The following is a 20,317-nucleotide window of genomic DNA, read 5'->3' as shown; positions in this document are numbered from 1 at the left end:
CCGCCCGCGTCGTCCGCCCCCCGTTCCGCGCACAGTTCCGCCGAAGTGAGCCCAGCATGAGTGAAGATGTGAGATTCAAGAGCGTCGTCGGCCCCGAACTGGCCGGGACGATCGACCTGCCCGAGGGGGAGGTCAGGGGCTGGGGCCTGTTCGTGCACGGATTCACTCTCGGCAAGGACTCGCCCGCCGCCTCGCGGGTCAGCAAGCAGCTGGCCCGCGAGGGGATCGGCATGCTGCGCTACGACAACCTCGGGATCGGGGAGTCGGACGGGGACTGGGGGGACGGCTCCTTCACCGTCAAGGTCCAGGACACCGTCCGCGCGGCGGCGTTGATGGCCGAGCGGGGGACGCCGGTGGACCTGCTGGTCGGCCACTCCTGGGGAGGCGCCGCGGCCATCGCGGCGGCGTCCGAGGTGCCCGGCGTCCGGGCGGTCGCCACGATCGGCGCGCCGGCCGATCCCCGCACCGTCGAGCGGCAGTACGACGCCGTCGTGGACCGCGTCATCAGCGAGGGCTCGCACGAGTGGTTCGTCGGCGGACGCACCCTGGTGCTGAAGCGGGCCTTCGTCGACGACGTCCGTCAGGCCCGCCTGCGCGACCGGATCCGCGAGTTGAACCTGCCGCTGATCGTCCTGCACTCGCCCGCGGACGACACCGTCGACATCGCCAACGCCGGGGAGATCTTCCGCGAGGCGCGCCACCCGCGCAGCTTCGTCTCCCTCGAAGGCGCGGACCACCTGCTGACCGCCCGCGGGCAGGCGAAGCGGGCGGCCCACATCATCAGCGCCTGGGCCGACCAGTACATCTGCGCCTGACGGACCGGCGTGTCCGCCCCGGCCTCACGGGTTACCGTGCCGGGGCGGGACGTCGTGGTGCGGGACGTGGTGCGGGAAGCCAGGGGCGTTGGCCTCGCGGATCACCGCCCCCGCCAGGCGTGGGGACCGCAGCGCGATCTCGCGCGGCGGAACGGGCCGGTCGTTCACCTCGGGTCGGTGGACCGCGCTGGACGCCTTCGACATCGGACGTCGCGGCCTCACCGTCGTCGGCCCGCTGGGCGTCGCCTTCGCCAAGCCCCACGCCGACCAGCGCGCCGACGCCGAGAAGGCTCTCGGCGCGGTCACGGCGGGCACGCTCAGGCCGGAGGTCCACGCCGTCCTGCCGCTGGAGCGGGCGGCCGAGGCCCACGCGGCCCTGGAGGACCGCCGCAGCGTCGGGGCGGTCCTGCTGAGGCCCTGACCGGACGGCGGGCGCCGGGTCAGTCGCAGAAGACCGCCGTCTCGGCCGGACCGAAGGCGCCGGACGCGGGCACCGGCCGCTCGTTGCGCAGATCCTGGCCGAGGTCGAAGACCGTTCCGACCAGGACGAGTTGGCGGTCGGCCCGGCCCTCGGCCGAGGTGAGCGAGAGGCTGGTGAAGCCGGGTCCGCCGCCGTCGGTCTCCCAGACCGCCGCCGTGCGGCCGTCGCCGCAGTCGACCGTGGACCTGGTCACGCCCAGCGCGTAGCCGTCCTCGCCGGGCACGTCGGGGACTGTCTCGAGGGCGCGCTGCTCGGCCGGGGGCAGCAGCCGTCCGGCGAACAGGGCCCGGTCGAAGGCGGCCAGGTCGGCCAGGGTGGAGATCATCGCGCCCGCCGTCCAGTCGTAGGACGGGCTGAACACGGTGACGTCGCGGTGGGAGAGGTCGTAGCCGTGCAGGTGACGGCCGTGGATCCGCGGATCGGTGCGCGGCAGTGTGGTGCGGGTCAGGCCGAGCGGGCGCAGGATCCGGTCGGCGATCTCCCGGCCCGCGCTGTGTCCGGTGACCGCCTCGATCACCAGACCGGCCAGCAGGTAGTTGGTGTTGGAGTAGTTCCACCTCGTGCCCGGGGCGAAGAGCGGCGGGTGGGCCGTCGCCTCGGCCACCACCCGGCGCGGGGTGTAGACGTAGCCCATGTCGTGGCGCTGCAGGTAGGGGGCGAAGAAGGCCGGGTCGGTGGTGGGGTCGTAGAGGCCGCTGGTCTGGTTCAGCAACTCGCGCAGGGTGATCCGCCGACCGTCGTTGCCGGCCCCGGAGACGACGCCCGGCAGCCACCTCTGCACCGGGTCGTCCAGGCCGAGCCGGTGTTCGGCGACCAGTTGCAGCAGCACGGTGGCGACGAAGGACTTGGTGTTGCTGGCGATCCTGAACCGGTCCCCGGCGTCGGCCGGGCGGCCGGTCGCGAGGTCGGCCGAGCCCGACGTGGCCGTGGCGCTCGCGTCGCCCCGGCGGGCGTAGGCGATCGCGGCGGGGTAGCCGTCGGCCACCGCCCGGGCGGTCGCGGTGCGCAGCGCGGCGGCGAGCGGCGCGGGTTCGGCGCCCGACGCCGCGGCGGACGCGCTCGCGGGGACGGCGGCGCAGACCAGCAGCGCGGCGCAGAGGGCCGGCAGGAGGACGCGAGGGCGGCGCATGGGTGGGGACCTCGTCCGGACGGGTGCGGTGGTCGCCTTCAGCCTGGCAGTCGCCGAGCCCGGCGCCCATGGAGCCTGCCCCCGACGCGCCGGTGGGGACAACCCCACGCTCCGGTGAACGCCGGACGCGCCTTAGGGGACTGTTAAGAAACCTGTCTATTGACGATCCGTATTGGTCTGGACCATCTTGGAGGAGCCGCGCGGTTCACCCCCACATCCCTCGTGCGGCGCGGCCCCACACCGCGCCGTCACCTGACACTGTCGAGGAGGACTCGCCCATGAGGCGCGTCACTCTGTCCCTCGCCACGGCCGCAGGGCTGCTGGCCACGCCGCTCACCGCCGCGGCCACCGCGACCACGGCCCAGGCGGCCGGGGGACTCACCGGGCTGATCGCGAACTACGCGGTCACCTCCACCTGGTCGAGCGGCTTCGAGGCCGGTTACACCGTCACCAACAACACCAACGCCGCCGTCGCCACCTGGTCGATCTCCTTCGACCTGCCCGCCGGGGAGACGGTCACCAGCGCCTGGAACGGCACGCTCACGGCCAGCGGCACGCACTACACGATCTCCGCCCCCAGCTGGGCCGGTCCGCTCGCGCCCGGAGCCACCGCCGCCGTCGTCGGGTTCGACGTCTCCAACGGCAGCAACCCGCAGACGGCACCCGCCAACTGCACCATCAACAACGCCCCCTGCGCCGGACTCCCCGCCGACACCACACCGCCCTCGACGCCTGCCGGACTCAAGGTGAGCGGCAGCGCCCCCGGCGCGTTCTCGCTCTCCTGGAACGCCGCCACGGACAACCAGTCGGTGGCCGGCTACCACCTGTGGGCCAACGGCGCGGTGCTGGCCACCGTCACCGGGACCAGCGCCACGGTGACCGGGCTGATCCAGGGCAGCAGCCTGGCGGTCAGCGTCTCCGCCTTCGACCCGAGTGGCAACGAGTCCCCCGCCTCGGCCGCGGTCACCGCGGTCGCCGGCAGCGGCACGGTCCCCGGCGCGGCCGCGCCCTACGTGGACCTGGGCGCGTACCCGACCCCCAGTCTCAGCACGCTGGCCGCCAACAGCGGGCTCAAGCAGTTCTCGCTGGCCTTCGTCATCAACGGCAGCACCGCGTGCAGCGCCAGCTGGTTCGGCGCGTACGACGCCACCGCGGGCTGGGACAAGGCCGACATCGATGCGTTCCGGGCCACCGGCGGCGACGTGCGGGTCTCCTTCGGCGGGGCCAACGGCACCGAGCTGGCGCAGTCCTGCACCACCACGGCCGCGCTGGAGACCCAGTACCAGAAGGTCGTCGACGCCTACGGTCTGGACCGGATCGACTTCGACATCGAAGGCACGGCCGTCACCGACCACGCCTCGATCGACCGCCGCTCGCAGGCCCTCGCCCAACTGCAGGCGGCCCAGGCCGCCAAGGGCCGGGACCTCAAGGTCAGCCTGACCCTGCCGGTGCTGCCGTCCGGGCTCACCGCCGACGGCCTCTACGTGCTCCAGTCGGCCAAGGCGGCCGGGCTCAAGGTCGACGTGGTCAACGTGATGGCGATGGACTTCGGCGACTCCGAGGCCCCCAACCCCTCGGGGAAGATGGGCGCCTACGCGATCCAGTCGGCCCAGTCCACCCGGGCCCAGATCCTCTCCGTCTGGCCCACGCTGACGGCGGCCCAGGCCTGGGCGATGGTCGGCGTCACCCCGATGCTCGGCCAGAACGACAACACCTCCGAGGTGTTCGGCCTGTCCGACGCCTCGCAGCTGGTGGCCTTCGCGCAGCAGAACCACCTGGGCGAGCTGGCCTTCTGGGAGATGACCAGGGACGCCAACGCCTGCACCGGCGGTCTGTCCAAGTGCACCAACGTCCCCCAGTCGCCCTACCAGTTCTCGAAGATCTTCGCCGGTTTCACCGGCTGACCCCGGTCGGCCGGCAGGCGGCGGCGCCCCGCGCCCACGCGCGGGGCGCCGCCGCCCGTCGGCCCCTCCGGGCCCTAGAATCGGCTCCGTGGCGGAGCCCTCTGCGTTCTCGCGGGTGCGGCTGGCGGAGCTGCTGGCGGTGCTGTCGCTCGGCGCGGACCTCGGCATGGGCCAGCCCATGGAGCATGTGCTGTGTCAGTGTTTGGTGGCGCTGCGACTGGCGGGCGAGCTCGGCCTGGACGACGCCGATCGGGAGGTCGTCTACTACGCCTCGCTGGTCTCCTGGGTGGGCTGCCACGTCGACGCCTACGAGCAGGCCAAGTGGTTCGGCGACGACACCGTGCTGAAGGCCGACTTCCGGCGCACCGACTTCTCCGGGCCCGCCGTCGAGGCCCGGTTCATGCTGCGTCATCTGGGCGGCGGCCCCCAGCCGGCCGGGGTCGGCGGCCGGGCCCGGCTCGGCCTCGCCTTCCTCGGGCCCGGACGGCGTGACGCCGAGGCCATCCTCAGCAACCACTGGCAGGCCGCCGACGCTCTCGCCGCCCAGCTGGGGCTCGCCCCCCGGGTGCGGGCCTGCGTGGAGCAGACCTTCGAGCGCTGGGACGGACGCGGCGCTCCCAAGGGCGCCCGCGGCGAGGAGATCCTGCTCACCTCGCGGCTGGTGAACCTGGCCGATGTGGTCGTGGCCTACCACCGCTCGGGCGGGACGGCGGCCGCGGTCGCGGTGGCGCGGGAACGGCGCGGCACGCAGTTCGATCCGGCCGTGGTGGACGCGTTCACCGCGCGCGCCGCGCAGCTGCTGGCCGACCTGGACGGCGGCTGGGACCAGGTGCAGCGCGCCGACCCGGCCCCCGGCACCCCCCTGACCGAGGCCGAGCTGGACGCCGCGCTGCTCGCGGTCGCGGACTTCGCCGACGTCAAGTCCCCCTGGACGATCGGTCATTCACGCGGGGTCGCGGAACTGGTGGAGGCCGCCGCAGGGCTCGCCGGGCTGCCCGCCCCCACCCGCGCCACCCTGCGCCGGGCCGCGCTGGTCCACGACCTCGGGCGGCTCGGCGTGCCCAACACGGTCTGGGACAAGCCGGGGCCGCTCACCCTGGGGGAGACCGAACGGGTGCGGCTGCACCCGTACCTGACGGAGCGGATGCTGGCCTGCTCACCCGCCCTGGCGCAGATCGCGGCGGTCGCGGTGCAGCACCACGAGCGGCTGGACGGCTCCGGCTATCCGCGCGGCCTGTCCGGCGCCGCGCTGACCCCCGAGGGCCGGCTGCTGGCCGCCGCCGACCTGTACCGGGCGCACACCGAGGGCCGTCCGCACCGGCCCGCGGGCAGTCCGGCGGAGGCGGCCGCGCTGCTCCGCGCCGAGGTGCGGGCCGGCCGGATCGACGCCGGAGCGGCCGAGGCGGTGCTGGGCGCAGCGGGCCACACCAGACCGCGCCGCGGCACCTGGCCCGCCGGGCTGACCACCCGTGAGGTGGAGGTGCTGCGGCTGCTGGCCCTGGGCCTTTCCACCCGCCGGATCGCCGAGTCGCTGCACATCTCCCCGCGCACCGCCGGGCACCACATCGAGCACATCTACGCCAAGACCGGCGCCACCAACCGGGCCCTGGCGGGCCTGTTCGCCGCCCGCCACGGCCTCGGTCCCACGACGGGCGCCGTCCAGGACGCGGGCTCAGCCGGCGGCGGCGACGACGGACTCGACGGTCTCGGGGCCCGCGACGGCTGAGGCGTCCGGCTGGTACCCCGCGCACAGCAGCCGCAGCCAGCCGATCCGCCCGTCCTCCCCGGCCTCGTAGTAGACCTGCTGCTCGACCAGGTAGTCCGCGCCCTCGCGGCGTACCCGCAGCTCGTAGGCGACGTGACGGCGCTGCGCGACCTCACGGTCGGCCAGCATCCGCAGTCCGCGCATCTCGGCGGACGGGCCGAACCAGTGGCCCAGCACGAACTGGTCCACCACCTCGTCGGGGTCGCCGGACTGCCAGAAGCGGCCCGGGGTCAGCGCCTGGAAATCCACTCCGGGGGCCAGCAGCGCGTTCAGCCCCTCCCGGTCCTTGGCGGCCAGCGCCTGGGCGAAGCGTGCTCCTGCGGTGCCGGTCATGGCCTCGGCTCCTCTCGTGTCGACGGACTCGTCTCCGTGCTGCCACGAGAATCCGCCGCCGGGCCGCCCGGCACATGGGGAGAGCTCCCCATCTTCGGGGACGCAGGTTCGAGGACCGACCAATGATGACAGGAAGACTGTCGACCTGAAATAGTTGTAGGGCACATTGACCGAAGGGAAGCCCGTATGGCCAGCTCATCCGCCGCCTCGCCGTCCGGCGGTCCGACCTCCTCGCCCGACGTGGCTTCCCCGGCTCCCTCCGAGGTCGAGGACCGGCACGGGCCCCACTACAAGTGGATCGCACTGTCGAACACGACCCTCGGCATGCTGATGGTGATGATCAACCAGTCGATCGTGCTGATCGCCATGCCGAACATCTTCGACGGCATCCACCTCGACCCGCTCGACCCGCACAACACCAGCTACCTGCTGTGGATGATGATGGGCTTCATGGTGGTCACCGCCGTGCTGGTGGTGACCTTCGGGCGGCTCGGTGACATGTTCGGCCGGGTCCGGATGTACAACCTCGGCTTCGCGGTCTTCACCGCGTGCTCCGTCGCCCTGTCGTTGACCTGGGGGAGCGGGACACAGGCCGCGCTGTGGCTGATCGGCTGGCGCGTGGTGCAGGGCGTCGGCGGTGCGCTGATCTTCGCCAACTCGACCGCGATCATCACCGACGCCTTCCCGGCGCGGCAGCGCGGGACCGCCCTGGGCATCAACGTGATCGCCGGTATAGCCGGGGCCTTCATCGGGCTGATGCTCGGCGGCGTCCTCGGCCCGGTCGGCTGGCGCTGGGTGTTCCTGGTCTCCGTGCCCGTCGGCGTCTTCGGCTCGGTCTGGGCCTACCTCAAGCTCAAGGACACCGGCCACCGGCAGCCCGCGGCGATCGACTGGTGGGGCAACATCACCTTCGCGGCCGGTCTGATCACGCTGCTGGTCGGCATCACCTACGGCATCCAGCCCTACCACGGCGCGACCACCGGCTGGGGCAACCCGTGGGTGCTCGCGGCGATGGGCGTCGGGGTGGTGCTCCTGGCGGTGTTCTGCGTGGTGGAGTCCAAGGTCGCCGAGCCGCTGTTCGACCTCTCCCTGTTCCGGCTGCGGACCTTCGCCGCAGGCAACCTGGCCAATCTGCTGACCGCGCTCGGGCGCGGCGGCCTCCAGTTCATCCTGGTGATCTGGCTCCAGGGCATCTGGCTGCCGCTGCACGGGTACAGCTTCGAGCAGACCCCGCTGTGGGCCGGGATCTACATGATCCCGCTGACCGTCGGACTGCTGGTGGCCGCGCCCGTCTCCGGTCTGCTCTCCGACCGCTTCGGCTCGCGGCTCTTCACGATCGCGGGCGCCCTGCTGAACGCGGCCAGTTTCGGCCTGCTGATGGTGCTGCCGGTCGACTTCCCCTACCCCGCGTTCGCCGCCATCCTCGTGCTGAACGGCCTGGGCGCGGGACTGTTCGCCTCCCCGAACCGTGCCGAGATCATGAACGCCGTCCCCGCCCGCCAGCGCGGCGTCGGCGCGGGCATGACCGCGACGTTCCAGAACGCGGCCATGGTGCTGTCGATCGGACTGTTCTTCAGCCTGATCGTGCTCGGTCTGGCCCAGAGCCTCCCCGGCGCCCTCGACCACGGGCTGGTCGCGCAGAACGTGCCGGCGCCGGTCGCGGCGAAGGTCAGCCAGCTTCCCCCGCTGGCGGTGCTCTTCGCGGCGTTCCTCGGCTACAACCCGATCCGGCAGCTGCTCGGCCCGCAGGTGCTCCAGCACCTGCCGCCGGGGCGGGCGGAGTACCTGACCGGCCGTGACTTCTTCCCGCACCTGGTCACCGGGCCGTTCAGGGACGGCCTCGCGGTCGCCTTCTGGTTCGCCCTGGCGGCCTGCCTGGTCGCCGCCGTCGCCTCGGCCTTCACCACCCGCTCCGTGCCCGCGCGGGACGCGGTCAACGGCTGAAGGTGCCCAGGCCGGCGGCGTCCAGGTTCTCCAGCGTCACGCTGTCGGCGGTGCCGCCGGACCCGAGGTGGAAGGCGACGCCGGACAGGCCGACGGCGTTCTCGCCGCGGGTGCGGTAGCTGAAGGTGTTCCCGCTGTAGTGCTGCAGCGGGAACGACTGCTTGTCCGGGCCGAGCACCAGGGTCAGCTGCCCGTCGCGGCCGGCGGTGACAGTGGCCGGTCCGTAGAAGTCGTTCCCGAAGTTGCCCGTGTAGGCGCTGTTCGCCATCTCGGGCGCCGGGGAGGTCGGCGGCTTCGCGTAGTCGGTGGGGGAGACGCCGGCGCCGGTGGCGCTGCCCAGGACCTTGCCGTACAGGCTGAGCCAGTCGACGGTCTGCCGGCCGTTCTGGGCGATGTCGAAGAAGGCGGCGGCGACGGCCTCGGGAACGCCGATCGGCTGCCCGTTGCTGAGCACCACGATCCCCAGCCGCTCGGTGGGCAGCAGGGTGACGGTGGTGGCCGCGCCCAGCGTGAACGCGCCGAAGTGGTTCAGCCGCAGCCGGCCGAGCTGGTCGTAGTTGACGTTCCAGCCCAGTCCGTAGAACTGGGGCTCCCCGCCGCCGGGGGAGCGCGGCGGGGCGGCGACGGAGTGCGGAACGCGGGTCTCGTCCAGCGCGGCGGCGTCGACGAGCTGCCTGCCGCCGTAGGACCCGTTGTCGAGCTGCAGCCGCATCCACCGGGTCAGGTCGTCCACCGTCGAGCTCGCGCCGCCGGCCGGAGCCTGGGAGTCCGCGTTCTCGGTGGTGGAGGGCTCCCAGTGTCCCCCCGCCTTCACGTGCGCGGACGCCCTGTCGGCGGCCCGGTCGTAGTCGGCGCGTCGGTAGCTGCTGTGGTCCATCCCGAGCGGCTGGAACAGCGACGCGGCGGCCAGATCGGGCCAGGAGGACTTCGCCGCGGCGGCCACGGCGAGACCGGCCGCGGTGACGCCGTAGTTGGTGTAGGCGTAGCTCGCCCGGAACGGGTCCAGCGGCTCCAGCCGCAGGTGCGAGACGATGTAGTCGCCGTCGTAGCCGAGATCCTCCAGCAGGTCGCCCGCGTGGTCGGGCAGGCCGCTGCGGTGCGAGAACATGTCGGCGACCGTCACGTGAGCGGTCACGTAGGGGTCCTTGAGCGCGAAGCCGGGCTCGTGCGCCACCACCGGGGTGTCCCAGCCGACGACCTTCCGGCCCACCGCCTCCGCCACCACGGTGGAGGCCAGCGGCTTCGACATCGAGGCCAGCTGGAACACGGTGTCGGGGTCGACACGGTCGGGTCGGCCCACCTCGCGCACGCCGAACCCCTTCGCGTAGGCGGTCCTGTCCTGGTACACGACGCCGACCGCCACCCCGGGCACGCCCGTGCGTCTCATCGCCGCCTCGACCACCCCGTCCAACTGCCCGAGCGCCCCCGTGACCTGCGCCTGCGACAGCTGCGGCGGCTCCTGCGCGGGCGGCGCGGCCGACAGGCCCGCGGACGGAGCGGTCGCCGGTGACGAGGCCCCGGGCGGCGAGGCGTCCTGCGGCGCGCCGGTACAGCCGGTCAGGCCGTAGAGCCCGCCGGGAATCGCGAGGACCGCGGCAGCGCCGACGAGGACGGGAAACCGTGAGAGTCGCATCGTCCGAGCTCCAGGTCAGGGCGTCGAGGGCCGGCGGACGGGACCGCCGGACCGGCCCGCCTGGCTCGACCGTGCCGCCGCCCCGTTCCGTCCGCCACCGCAGCGGCGCACGATGTGACGCTGTGTGACCAGTCGGCCCGGGTGGGCACCTCCCGTGGCTCTGCAGTGAAGCCGGGGGATGACCGGTGGGTCCCGACGCCGGGTGAGCGGGGCAGGCGGCGAAGGCCCGGTGGGAGCCGACGGAGTCGAGCCGGTCGTTCGTGATCCGGTCGAAGCGATCAGGTCACCGTCCGGTGAACCGCCGGGCCGCCGTCCAGTCGGCGGCCAGGGCGAGGAAGGCGGAGTTCTCGGCGGCGAGCCCGACCGTGACGCGGACGCCCTCCCCGGGGAAGCCGCGCACGGCGACGCCGCGGTTCAGGCAGAACTCGGTGAAGGCCGAACTGGCCTCCCGCAGGGGCAGCCACAGGAAGTTGGTGTGCGAGGAGGGGACCGGGTAGCCGAGCTCGTGGAGGTCGGACATCACCCGCTCGCGCTCCAGCAGGGTGAGCCCGACCCGGCGCGCCACCTCGGCCCGTTCGCCGAGCGCCGCCACGGCGGCGTCCTGGGCCAGGGCTCCGACACTGAAGGGGAGTTGCGCCTTGCGGACCTCGGCGATCAGCTCCGCGGGGCCCACACAGTAGCCGACCCTGAGGCCCGCCAGTGCGTAGGCCTTGGAGAAGGTGCGCATCACCACCACGTTGGGCCGGTCGCCGAGCAGCGCCAACGCGTCCGGCACCGCGGTCGCGGCCGCGTACTCGCGGTAGGCCTCGTCGACCACGATCAGCACCTCGGTCGGGACCCGGTCCGCGAAGGCGCGCAGCGCGCTCGCGTCGAGCGCCGTGGCGGTCGGGTTGTTGGGATTGCAGACGAAGATCAGACGGGTCCGGTGCGTGACCGCCCGGGCCATGGCGTCCAGGTCCAGCTTCTTCCTGGCCAGTGGCACCCGGACCGGCGCGCCGCCGGCCACCATGGTGAGGATCGGGTAGGCCTCGAAGGACCTCCAGCCGAAGACCACCTCGTCGCCGGGGCCCACCACCGTGTGCAGCAGCTGACTGCACACCTCCGAGGATCCCGCGCCCACGGCGATCCGGTCGGCCGGCACCCGCAGATGTGCGGCCAGGGCGCCGACCAGTCCGGTCGCGTGCGGATCCGGATAGCGCGAGGTGGCGGCGTTCGCCGCGGCGAGGACCCGGGCCACGGCCGGAAGCAGTCCGAACGGGCACTCGTTGCGGGCCAGGGAGGCGGTGCCCGGCGACCTTCCCCCCGGCACCGAGGCGGGGACACGCAGGAGGGTCGGTCGGACTTTCACCATGATCTGCTTGCTTCCTGGCTCTCGTGCGGTGCGGTCTGGTGCGGCGGTGACTGCGCCGGCCGGCGTGGCCTGGCGCGCTCGTGGGCGGGCTCGCGGGGTCAGGGCGTCACGAAGCGCAGCGCCTGCTTCTGGTGGGTCGCGAACTGCCGGACCGGTTCCCCCTCCGCGGCCCAGGGCCAGGAGGTGACGACGGGGCCGATCCGGAGGAAGACCAGACCGGCGTCGCGCAGCCGGTTGGCCTGGACCAGGGCGAAGGCGAGGCCGTTGAGGTCCGCGAGCGCCCCGGCGTGGTGGAGGAACCCGGGCCTGGTCCACTGCTCGACCGCCCGGTCGAGGAACCGCGCCCGGCGGGGCGACTGCCACCAGCGGTCCGCCAGCAGTCCGCCGAGCCCGGACGTGTCCGCCGACTGGCCGGAGCGGCCGAGCGTCGTGGCCAGTTCCAGTCCGATTCCCGGGGCGTCGGCGGGCATCTCGAAGCAGCGGCGGTCGACGAAGTCGTCGACCCGCCAGTGCGAGGAGTCGTCGACCGTCGTCAGGTACGACAGCATCTGCAGGTCGGCCTCGCGGTTCCAGGGGTCGCGGGCCACCGCCTCCTGCCACAGCGAGATGACCTCTCCGGCCGGTCGCCTGAGCAGCCGGCACAGGCCCAGCCTGACCACCCAGGGGGTCGGATCGCCCGTCCGCAGGGCGGCGGCCTGGGCGCAGTCGTGCATGGCGGCGGCCGCCTCGTCGGTGAGGGAGCGGTCGGAGCGCAGCCGGACGTAGGCGACCCTGGCCCGGAAGATCCGGGCGTCCGCGCTCCTCGGGTGCCGCATCACCCAGGAGCGGGCGAAGGACGGATCGGCGAACTCCTCGGCGAGGACGGACATCCGGTGCCCGATCCGGTCCCAGTCCCCGGCGGCGCTGTCGAAGAGGCGGGTCGCCGCGTCGACCTGATTGTCCACCGCCCCAGGCATGACAGGTGTATTGCACAGCTGTCGGCAGACGATTCCCAATGGCTCGTCATCGAGCTCAGGGGCGAGGCGGGGAATGGTCCGCCGACCGCGTGCCATGAAGGTCATGGAGCGACGCTACGAGCCGGACAGGCTCTTGCGAAGCCTTTGGAGTGGGCCAATACGACGAGCAGCCTCAAATTTTCCTCAAATGGCGCCCGATTCCCCCTCCGCAGCGCCTCCTGGGCCCCCGGCCATGACTTTTTGATAACGGGGACTTTCTGTGTCAGGTAGCGACACCTAACGTGATCCGCACTTTCGGGAGCCCAGGACGCGAACAACGAGGAGTTCCATGGTTTTCGATCAACTTTCCGGTCCGGTCACCACCGCGCGGCGATCGGGGAACCTGCGCCGGGAGGTCGGCCTCATCGGCCTGATGTGGGCCTCGGTCGGCTCGATCATCGGCTCCGGCTGGCTCTACGGAGCCAAGAACGGCGTCACCGCCGCCGGCCCCGCGGCGCTGATCAGCTGGGGCGTCGGCGCGGTGGCGATCGGCCTGCTCGCCCTGGTCCACGCGGAGCTCGGCGGGATGTTCCCGGTCTCCGGCGGCACCGCACGCTATCCGCACTACGCATTCGGCGGCGTGGTGGGCATGTCCTTCGGCTGGTTCTCCTGGCTGCAGGCGGTGACGGTCGCCCCCATCGAGGTCGAGGCGGTCATCGGATATGCGGGTCACTGGTCCTGGGCGGCCGGACTGCAGCACGCGGACGGGACGCTGACCCTCTCCGGCTTCGTCTTCGCGACCGTGCTCATGTGCGTGTTCGTGGCCGTCAACTTCCTCGGCGTGAAGGTGTTGGCCCATACCAATAGCACGGCCACCTGGTGGAAGATCTTCGTGCCGCTGCTCACGATATTCGTGGTGGCCCTCGCCCATTTCGACACCGGCAACTTCACCTCGCACGGATTCGCGCCCTACGGCTCGAAGGGCGTGCTCGCCGCGATCAGCACCAGCGGCATCATCTTCGCCCTGCTCGGCTTCGAGCAGGCGATCCAGCTCGCCGGTGAGAGCAGCAACCCCGGCAGCCACATCCCGCGGGCCGTGCTCGGCTCCGTGGTGATCGGCGGGGTGGTCTACGTGCTGCTCCAGGTCGTCTACATCGGAGCGCTGCCGAGCGCGGCGCTGCGGCACGGTTGGGCCGCCCTGGCCTACCAGGGCATCTCCGGCCCCTGGGCCGGGCTGGCCGGGGTGCTCAGCCTCGGCTGGCTGGCGACCTTCCTCTACATCGACGCCGTCGTCTCGCCCGCAGGCACCGCGCTGATCTACACCACCTCCACCTCGCGCGTCTCCTACGGCCTCGCCGCCAACGGCTACTTCCCGCAGGCGCTGGCCAGGACCAACCGACGCGGCGTCCCTTGGCTGGGACTGCTGGTCTCCCTGGTGGTCGGCGTCGTCTGCTTCCTGCCGTTCCCCAGCTGGCAGCAGCTCGTCTCGTTCATCACCTCCGCCTCGGTGCTGATGTACGCGGGCGCGCCCCTGGCCTACGGCGCGCTGCGCCGCAACCTCCCGCGCCACCACCGTCCCTACCGGCTGCCCGCGGGCGGCGTGATCTCGCCGCTCTCCTTCGTGATCGCCACGCTGATCATCTACTGGTCCGGCTGGGGAACCCTCTGGCGGCTCGGCCTCGCGGTCCTGCTCGGCTACGGGCTGATGGGCTGCTACGCGCTCTACGCGCGGGCGATGAACCTGCCCCAGGCGCCGAGCATGCAGATGCGTCCGGCCCAGTGGCTGCCGGTCTACCTGCTCGGGGTGGGCCTGATCTCCTGGCAGGGCGGGTTCGGCGGCGCCGGCCGGATCCCGCTGGGCTGGGACATCGCCCTGATCACCGTCCTGTCCCTGGTCGTGTACTACTGGGCGGTCGCGGTGGCCCTCGGAACGGCGGAGATCCAGGCAGCGATCAGGAACGCCGAAGCCCTCTGACCGGCCGCCCCACGGCGGGTCGACCCGGCCGGCCCGCCCCGAATGGGCGGGGCCGGCTGCCATACGGGCTATGGACGTCTGAAGAAAACTCCCGCATTCCTGTCGCCCGACCCCGGTGCGAAGATCGCCCCGTGGCTCAGCAACAACCCTCCCTCTCCCAGACTTCCGCCCCCTACGCCGAGGCGTTGGCCGCCCATGGACAGGTGCCCTGGCTGCGACTGCACGTCCCCGGACACGCGGCGAGCTCCGAGGCCTTCGCCGGGCTCGCCGACCTCGTCGGCGCCGTGCCGCTCGGCACGGACGTCCCCCCGCTGATCGACGGCATCGATCTGGGCGCCGACAATCCGAAGGACCAGGCCCTCCGGCTCGCCGCCGGAGCCTGGGGTGCCCGGCGCACCTGGTTCCTGACCAACGGCGCCTCGCAGGGCAACCGCATCGCCACGCTTGCCCTCGGCCTGCTGGGGTCGCGGGTGGTGGTCCAGCGCAGCGTGCACGCCAGCGTCATCGACGGCCTGGTCCTCTCCGGCCTGAACGCGGTCTTCGTGCACCCCAGCCTGGACGACGACCTGGGCATCGCGCACGGCGTCACGGCCTGCGACGTGGAGGCCGCCCTCGCGGCGCACCCGGACGCGGTCGCCGCCTATGTCGTGACGCCCAGTTACTTCGGCGCGGTCGCCGACGTCCGGGCGCTGGCCGACGCGGCCCACGCGGCCGGAGTGCCGCTGGTGGTGGACGAGGCCTGGGGCGCGCATCTCGGGTTCCATCCGGGACTGCCGCCGAACGCCCTCGCGCTCGGAGCCGATCTGGTCGTCTCCAGCACCCACAAGCTCGGTGGCAGCCTCACCCAGTCCGCCATGCTCCATCTCGGACACGGCCCCCATGCCGACGCCCTGGAGCCCTTGCTGGAGGAGGCGTTCCGGCTCACCCAGTCCACCAGCGAGAGCTCCCTGCTGCTCGCCTCCCTCGACCTGGCACGGCGTCAACTCGCGACGGACAAGGTCGGGATCGGCCGCTCGCTGCGCGCGAGCGATCGGATCCGCGAGCGCATCAGGGAGCGCGGCCGGTTCGGCGTGGTGAGCGACGGATTCGGCGACTTCCCCGACATCGTGGCGACGGACCGGCTGCGGGTGGCGGTCGACACGCGCGCCGGCGGCATCACGGGCCACGAGGCGCGGTGGCGGCTGCAGTCGGAGCAGGCCGTCCTGGTCGAGATGGCCACCGACTCCGTCGTGGTCGGTGTGGTGGGGGCCGGCGCGGTTCCCGACGTCGACCGTTTCGTGGACGCGCTGCACGACCTGCCGGGCGGGTGGGCCACCGCACCCCTGGGCGGCCGCCGCATCAAGCTTCCCGTCCCCGGCGAGGTCCGCATGACGCCGCGTCAGGCGTTCTTCGCCGGCGCCCGCAGCGTTCCCGCCGCCGAGGCGATCGGTCAGGTGTCGGCCAGCACGCTGGCCGCCTACCCGCCCGGCGTCCCCAACGTCCTGCCCGGTGAGGTGATCACAGCCGAGCTTGTCGACTTCCTCCGGAACACCGCCGCGACCCAGGGCGGCCATGTACGCGGAGCGGCGGACCCCGAGGTCCGGACGTTGCGCGTCGTCACCCCTCGAAGATGAAGGACCACGGATGAGACACTCCCGACGCACCAGCGCCACGACCTCTGCCGCGATGATCGCCCTGTCGGGCTCGCTGCTCCTGACCGGCTGCGGCAGCTCCAAGATCGGCGGCAACTCGGGTGCGGCCCCCGACGCCACGCAGTCCGTCAACGCCGAGGGCACGGACGCCGCGCTGGTCGCCATGGTCCCCGCGGACCTCAAGGCCAAGGGCACCGTCACCATCGCCACCGACTCGACCTACGCGCCCTCCGAGTTCAAGGACGCCGGCGGCAACATCGTCGGCATGGACATCGAGCTCGGCAACGCGATCATGAAGAAGCTCGGGCTCAAGGCCAACTGGCAGAGCGCCGACTTCTCCAGCATCCTCGTCGGCATCACCGCCAAGAAGTACGACCTCAGCTTCTCCTCCTTCACCGACACCAAGGACCGCGAGAAGCAGGTCGACATGGTCCAGTACTACAACGCTGGCGAGGCCATCGCCACGCTGACCGGCAACCCGGACAAGCTCACCGGCAACGCCGCCGACCTGTGCGGCATCAAGGTCTCCGTCCAGACCGGCACCACCGAGGCCGACGAGATCAAGAACACCGTCAACCCCGCCTGCAAGAAGGCCGGCAAGCCCGAGGTCCCCAACAACGGCGACCAGTTCAACGCCCAGACCGACGCCACCTCCGCCCTGATCGCCAAGCGCGACCAGGCCATGATGGCCGACTCCCCGGTCATCGACTACGCCGTCAAGCAGAGCAACGGCCAGCTCATCAAGATCGGCCAGGACTACAACACCGCCCCCTACGGCATCGCGCTCCCCAAGGGCGACGGCCGGCTCGCCCAGGCCGTCCAGGGCGCCATCAAGGACATCATCGCCGACGGCACCTACACCCAGATCCTGACCAAGTGGGGCGTCGAGTCCGGCGCGCTCACCGCGGACAAGGTCCTCATCAACGCCGCCGCCGGCTGACCGCTCCCCGCGCTCCCCACGAGAGACATTCTTCATGACGATTCATCAGAAGGTGGGCTCGCCACCCGTCGACGCCCCCGAGGCCATCGACGCCGTGGCCGTCCGCCACCCGGGCCGCTGGGTCGCCGTCGCCGTCATCGGCGTGCTCACCGCGATGCTGGGACATCTGGCCCTCACCAGCAGCGTCCTGCACTGGGACGTGGTCGGCCAGATCTTCACCTACCCCACCGTGATCGCCGGCCTCGGCCGGACCATGGGACTCACCGTGCTGGCCATGCTCATCGGCCTGGTCGGCGGCGTCCTGCTCGCCGTGATGCGGCTCTCGGGGAACCCGGTGCTGTCCGGGGTCTCCTGGATCTACATCTGGGTCTTCCGCGGCACCCCCGTCCTGGTCCAGCTCTACGTCTGGAACTTCCTCGGCGCACTCGTGCCCAGGGTGGGACTGGGCATCCCGTTCGGTCCGACCTTCGTGTCGTGGAGCTACAACGACCTGATCGGGCTGTTCACCGCCGCCGTGCTGGCCCTCGGCCTGAACGAGGCCGCCTACATGGCGGAGATCGTCCGCGCGGGCATCCAGTCCGTCGACGAGGGCCAGACCGAGGCCGCCCACTCGCTCGGCCTGACCCGGATACAGACCCTGCGCCGGATCGTGCTGCCGCAGGCCATGCGGGTCATCATCCCGCCGGCCGGCAACGAGACCATCTCCATGCTGAAGACCACCTCGCTGGTCTCCGCCATCGCCCTGGAGGACCTGACCCGCGCCGGCCAGGACATCGCCTCGCGCACCTTCTACGAGATCCCGGCCCTGGTCGCGATCAGCCTCTGGTACCTGCTGCTGACCTCGGTCCTGTCCGTCGGCCAGTACTACGTCGAGCGCTACTACGCACGGGGCGCCAACCGGCTCCTGCCCGACACCCCCTGGCAGACCGTGCGGAAGAACCTCTTCAGCGTCAAGCGTTCCGGAGGTACCGGATGACCGTCGAACCCATGGTCCGCGCCGAGCAGGTGCACAAGTCCTACGGACCGGTCCAGGTGCTGCGAGGCATCGATCTGAAGGTCATGCCGGGGCAGGTGTTCTGCCTGGTCGGCCCGTCCGGCTCGGGCAAGTCGACCTTCCTGCGCTGCATCAACCACCTGGAGAAGATCAACGCCGGCCGCCTCTACGTCGACGGCAAGCTGGTCGGCTACAAGGAGAAGGGCGGCAAGCTCCACGAACTGCGCGACCACGAGGTCGCCGAACAGCGCCTCGACATCGGCATGGTGTTCCAGCGCTTCAACCTCTTCCCGCACAAGACCGCGGTGGAGAACATCATCGAGGCGCCGGTCCAGGTCAAGGGCGTCCCCAAGGCGGCCGCCCGCGAGCACGCCATGGAACTGCTGGCCAGGGTCGGCCTGGCCGACAAGGCCGGCAACTACCCCTCCCAGCTCTCCGGCGGCCAGCAGCAGCGCGTCGCCATCGCCCGCGCACTGGCGATGGAACCCAAGCTGATGCTCTTCGACGAGCCCACCTCCGCCCTCGACCCCGAACTCGTCGGCGACGTCCTCGACGTCATGCGGCAACTCGCCGAGGACGGCATGACCATGATCGTGGTCACCCACGAGATGGGCTTCGCCCGCGAGGTCGGCGACTCCCTCGTCTTCATGGACGACGGCATCGTCGTCGAGTCCGGCCACCCGCGCGAGGTCCTGACCAACCCGCAGCACGAACGCACCCAGGCGTTCCTCTCCAAGGTCCTCTGAGACCGCCCTCGTTCGGCCCGCGCGCTGAGCGCGGGCCGCTCCGCCCTGCTCCTTCGACTCTCGCATCTGGAGGACTCATGCCTGATCAGTCCCTGGCCGGGCGGGCCACCACCCCGGCGGGCCGGCCGTGAACGACTTCGACCATCTGTACGTCGAGGAACTCCCCGACCGGCTCGTCGTCACTCTCGCCGACTCCCGCGCGGGGCGCGGCGTCAGTGAGGGTGCCGTCGCCGAACTGCACGAGGTGTGTCTCTCCCTGGAGGTCGACCCCAGGCTGCTCCTGCTGACCGGATTCGACGGCGGTGGTCCCTCGTCCGGGCGGGAGAGCCCCGAGGTGCACGAGCACGGCTGCGACGACGCGGAGCACAGCGTCACCAGCCGTCTGTTCACCCGGATCCGGCGACTGCCCATGCCGACGCTGGCCGCCGTCGACGGTCGGGCCCTGGGCGGTGGGGCGGCGTTGGCCTACGCGTGCGACGTGCGGATCGCCACCGAGCGGGCCGTCTTCGGCAGTCCGGTGCCGGGGTGCGGCGTCCTCTCGGCCGTCAGCGCCTGCTGGAGCCTGTCGCAGCTGGTGGGCGAGTCACTGGCGATGCAGATGCTGCTGGCGGGGCGAAGGCTGGACCCGGCCGCGGCCCTGACGGCGGGCCTGGTACTCGCCGTCATTCCCGCCGGGCAGCTCCTCGACCACTGCCACAGCCTGCTCGACCGGATGAACCGGATGTCCCCCCAGGCGCTCAGGCTCACCAAGCTGGTCGCCGTGAACCCCGGCAGTTCGCCCTCGGAGGCGCTCGCCCAGCGCCTGTGGCCGCGTCGGCCGGGCGAGGGGGAACCCCGGGCGACCTGGTTCCTCCCCCGTCAGAAGGGCTGGATGTGACGGCTCGTCCCATCTGGCGCGCCGGCGGCCGTCAGGACGGCTCACCGGGAGTTCCTGGCACGCCTCGACCCGCGGCGCGCGATCGCTCGGGCTTCGAGGCGGTGCTCGCACGGGACGAGCGGATCGAGCCGGGGGACTGGATGCCCGAGGCCTACCGGACGGCGGTGGGGCGGCAGATCGCGCAGCACGCCCGGCACTTCGCCCGCGGCCTCCGGGCGGAGCGGGAGTGGATCACCCGCGCGCCCACACTGCAGCACCGGGCGTCCCTGTTCGCCAGGGTCCAGGCCAGAGCCGCCCACGTGCTGCATCTCACCTCGACAGCCGACACGCTCTCCGCCGACCGCTCCGGCACGGCGGAGCGACTGCTGACAGGGCCTCAGGGCGACTGCTCGATCCTCGGCCGCCCGGCCCGCGGCTTCGCCGAGGTCGGCGTCATCGGCTGGCTCGTGGACGGCGCCGCCCTCTGCCTCCTGGCGCCGCTGCGCCGCAGCTCCTACGGTCCGCTCGCGCGCGCGACCTTGCTCGTCTGCCGCGGCGAGTTCTTCCACCGGCGTCAGGGCTACGAGCTGCTGCTGACGACGACGCACGCCTCCGCGCGGCAGCGGGCCGTGGTCCAGGCCGCCGTGGACCGCTGGTGGTGGCCGGCGCTGCTGATGTTCGGCCCGCCGGGCGCCGGCCCGTCCGGCGACGCGCGGGCGGACGCCTGGAAGGTGGCGCGCCCGAGCGGCGAGGAGCTGAGGCGGAGCTTCGTGGCGAGGACGGCGCCCCAGGCCGAGCGGCTGGGGGTGCGGCTGTACGACCGGCAGCCGCCCTGAGGGCGAAGCGACCGTGAGGCCGTCGCGGTGGCCGGTCCCGCCCCGCGTT

Annotated in this window: 17 protein-coding genes; 12 read left to right on the top strand and 5 right to left on the bottom strand. The window is 72.2% G+C overall.

The features are described from left to right. Nucleotides 1–56: 56 nt before the first annotated feature. Both BS83_RS32165 and BS83_RS32160 read left to right on the top strand, forming a co-directional pair. Nucleotides 57–815 (top strand): alpha/beta hydrolase family protein, encoded by a 759-nt coding sequence (locus tag BS83_RS32165; RefSeq protein ID WP_037606973.1) that lies wholly within the window; start codon nt 57–59, stop codon nt 813–815. 88 nt (nt 816–903) lie between these two features. Further along, nucleotides 904–1,236, top strand: a complete 333-nt coding sequence (locus BS83_RS32160) for a zinc-binding dehydrogenase (RefSeq protein WP_037606972.1) — start codon at nt 904–906, stop codon at nt 1,234–1,236. Between the two features lie 19 nt (nt 1,237–1,255). On the opposite strand, the gene BS83_RS32155 is transcribed toward BS83_RS32160, so the two are convergent. Then, complete coding sequence (locus BS83_RS32155; RefSeq protein WP_037606970.1) at nt 1,256–2,425, bottom strand: serine hydrolase domain-containing protein; 1,170 nt, start codon at nt 2,423–2,425, stop codon at nt 1,256–1,258. Nucleotides 2,426–2,703: 278 nt separating this feature from the next. Here BS83_RS32155 and BS83_RS32150 point away from each other — a divergent pair, with 278 nt between their 5' ends. Beyond that, nucleotides 2,704–4,329, top strand: a complete 1,626-nt coding sequence (locus BS83_RS32150) for a cellulose binding domain-containing protein (RefSeq protein ID WP_037606968.1) — start codon at nt 2,704–2,706, stop codon at nt 4,327–4,329. 88 nt (nt 4,330–4,417) lie between these two features. Beyond that, on the top strand, nt 4,418–6,055 hold the full coding sequence (locus BS83_RS32145) for an HD domain-containing phosphohydrolase (protein ID WP_232248558.1): 1,638 nt from the start codon (nt 4,418–4,420) through the stop codon (nt 6,053–6,055). Here the strand turns inward: BS83_RS32145 and BS83_RS32140 are convergent. Beyond that, nucleotides 6,002–6,427, bottom strand: a complete 426-nt coding sequence (locus BS83_RS32140; protein WP_051944427.1) for a hypothetical protein — start codon at nt 6,425–6,427, stop codon at nt 6,002–6,004. The genes BS83_RS32145 and BS83_RS32140 overlap by 54 nt on opposite strands. A 324-nt stretch (nt 6,428–6,751) precedes the next feature. Here BS83_RS32140 and BS83_RS32135 point away from each other — a divergent pair, with 324 nt between their 5' ends. Continuing rightward, nucleotides 6,752–8,371, top strand: coding sequence for an MFS transporter (locus BS83_RS32135; protein WP_232248768.1), 1,620 nt, complete (start codon nt 6,752–6,754; stop codon nt 8,369–8,371). Here BS83_RS32135 and BS83_RS32130 read toward each other — a convergent pair. The 3 genes from BS83_RS32130 to BS83_RS32120 form a co-directional block, all read right to left on the bottom strand. Next, nucleotides 8,361–10,004, bottom strand: coding sequence for a serine hydrolase (locus tag BS83_RS32130; RefSeq protein WP_037606965.1), 1,644 nt, complete (start codon nt 10,002–10,004; stop codon nt 8,361–8,363). The two genes, BS83_RS32135 and BS83_RS32130, sit on opposite strands and share 11 nt — an antisense overlap. Before the next feature lie 283 nt (nt 10,005–10,287). Further along, a complete protein-coding gene (locus tag BS83_RS32125; protein WP_084714474.1) occupies nt 10,288–11,355 on the bottom strand; it encodes a histidinol-phosphate transaminase in 1,068 nt (355 codons plus the stop codon). Nucleotides 11,356–11,453: 98 nt separating this feature from the next. Further along, nucleotides 11,454–12,299 (bottom strand): hypothetical protein, encoded by an 846-nt coding sequence (locus tag BS83_RS32120; RefSeq protein WP_051944425.1) that lies wholly within the window; start codon nt 12,297–12,299, stop codon nt 11,454–11,456. A 340-nt stretch (nt 12,300–12,639) separates the two neighbouring features. On the opposite strand from BS83_RS32120, the gene BS83_RS32115 reads away from it, so the two are divergent. The 7 genes from BS83_RS32115 (at nt 12,640) to BS83_RS32085 (ending at nt 20,268) form a co-directional block, all read left to right on the top strand. Beyond that, on the top strand, nt 12,640–14,265 hold the full coding sequence (locus BS83_RS32115) for an APC family permease (RefSeq protein ID WP_037606961.1): 1,626 nt from the start codon (nt 12,640–12,642) through the stop codon (nt 14,263–14,265). A gap of 131 nt (nt 14,266–14,396) precedes the next feature. Next, nucleotides 14,397–15,878, top strand: coding sequence for an aminotransferase class I/II-fold pyridoxal phosphate-dependent enzyme (locus BS83_RS32110; RefSeq protein ID WP_037606959.1), 1,482 nt, complete (start codon nt 14,397–14,399; stop codon nt 15,876–15,878). Nucleotides 15,879–15,888: 10 nt separating this feature from the next. Continuing rightward, on the top strand, nt 15,889–16,836 hold the full coding sequence (locus BS83_RS32105) for an ABC transporter substrate-binding protein (RefSeq protein ID WP_037606958.1): 948 nt from the start codon (nt 15,889–15,891) through the stop codon (nt 16,834–16,836). Between the two features lie 34 nt (nt 16,837–16,870). Further along, the gene (locus BS83_RS32100; RefSeq protein WP_037606955.1) at nt 16,871–17,812 is read left to right on the top strand and encodes an amino acid ABC transporter permease; all 942 of its coding nucleotides are present in this window, start codon (nt 16,871–16,873) and stop codon (nt 17,810–17,812) included. 11 nt (nt 17,813–17,823) lie between these two features. Next, nucleotides 17,824–18,576 carry an amino acid ABC transporter ATP-binding protein gene (locus BS83_RS32095; protein WP_037610290.1) on the top strand — a complete coding sequence of 251 codons (753 nt, stop codon included), beginning with the start codon at nt 17,824–17,826 and terminating at the stop codon, nt 18,574–18,576. Between the two features lie 127 nt (nt 18,577–18,703). Next, the gene (locus BS83_RS32090) at nt 18,704–19,453 is read left to right on the top strand and encodes an enoyl-CoA hydratase/isomerase family protein (protein ID WP_037606952.1); all 750 of its coding nucleotides are present in this window, start codon (nt 18,704–18,706) and stop codon (nt 19,451–19,453) included. After that, the gene (locus tag BS83_RS32085) at nt 19,450–20,268 is read left to right on the top strand and encodes a Phenylacetic acid catabolic protein (RefSeq protein WP_198035349.1); all 819 of its coding nucleotides are present in this window, start codon (nt 19,450–19,452) and stop codon (nt 20,266–20,268) included. Before BS83_RS32090 ends, BS83_RS32085 begins: the two co-directional genes overlap by 4 nt. Nucleotides 20,269–20,317 lie beyond the last annotated feature (49 nt).

The organism is Streptacidiphilus rugosus AM-16 (assembly GCF_000744655.1).
Classification (GTDB): domain Bacteria; phylum Actinomycetota; class Actinomycetes; order Streptomycetales; family Streptomycetaceae; genus Streptacidiphilus; species Streptacidiphilus rugosus.
Note: the sequence above shows the minus strand (reverse complement) of the source record. Positions and strands in the feature narration are given on the sequence as shown.